This is a genomic window from Bradyrhizobium sp. LeoB3, from assembly GCF_055456055.1.
In genome coordinates this window covers 1-388 of record NZ_JBVBEF010000393.1, presented here as the reverse complement: position 1 = coordinate 388, position 388 = coordinate 1, and the positions used below count along the sequence as shown (strand labels likewise).

At 59.0% G+C, this 388-nt stretch carries 1 protein-coding gene; it reads right to left on the bottom strand.

What is annotated here, in order from left to right; genetic code table 11:
- Nucleotides 1–198: 198 nt before the first annotated feature.
- Nucleotides 199–388: hypothetical protein (locus ACZXDY_RS46485; protein ID WP_464350100.1), on the bottom strand; the 190-nt coding region annotated here is incomplete at its 5' end.

Below are 388 nucleotides of genomic sequence, written 5' to 3'. Positions count from 1 at the left end.
CCTCGACAGCCGTAGCGTCACCCGAGGGCTGTGGACCGCTCGAGTCGTGAGGTGCGCTCGACCGGCCCACAGCCCCCTTTGTTGCAATCAGGATCAGGGCTAGTCGCAGACATCAATCGTGCAGAGGTGAAGGTGGGACCACGGCAGGGGAAATCCTGAAACCCATTATGTGGCCGATCATCCGATCGACGCCCGACGCTAGACCAGGGAGAGCCCCAGACGAAAAAACGGAAATGCGGTATCCAACCCGCGCATCAGAGCCTGTTCACCGACGTCTTTGGGTCCCGCCTTCTCCTCTGCACGATCCATCAGAGCAAGAACTTCACGATGAGTCCTCGTGGAGACGGGAAACCATGCGCTGTGTACTTGACTGGGGACATCAGAATGG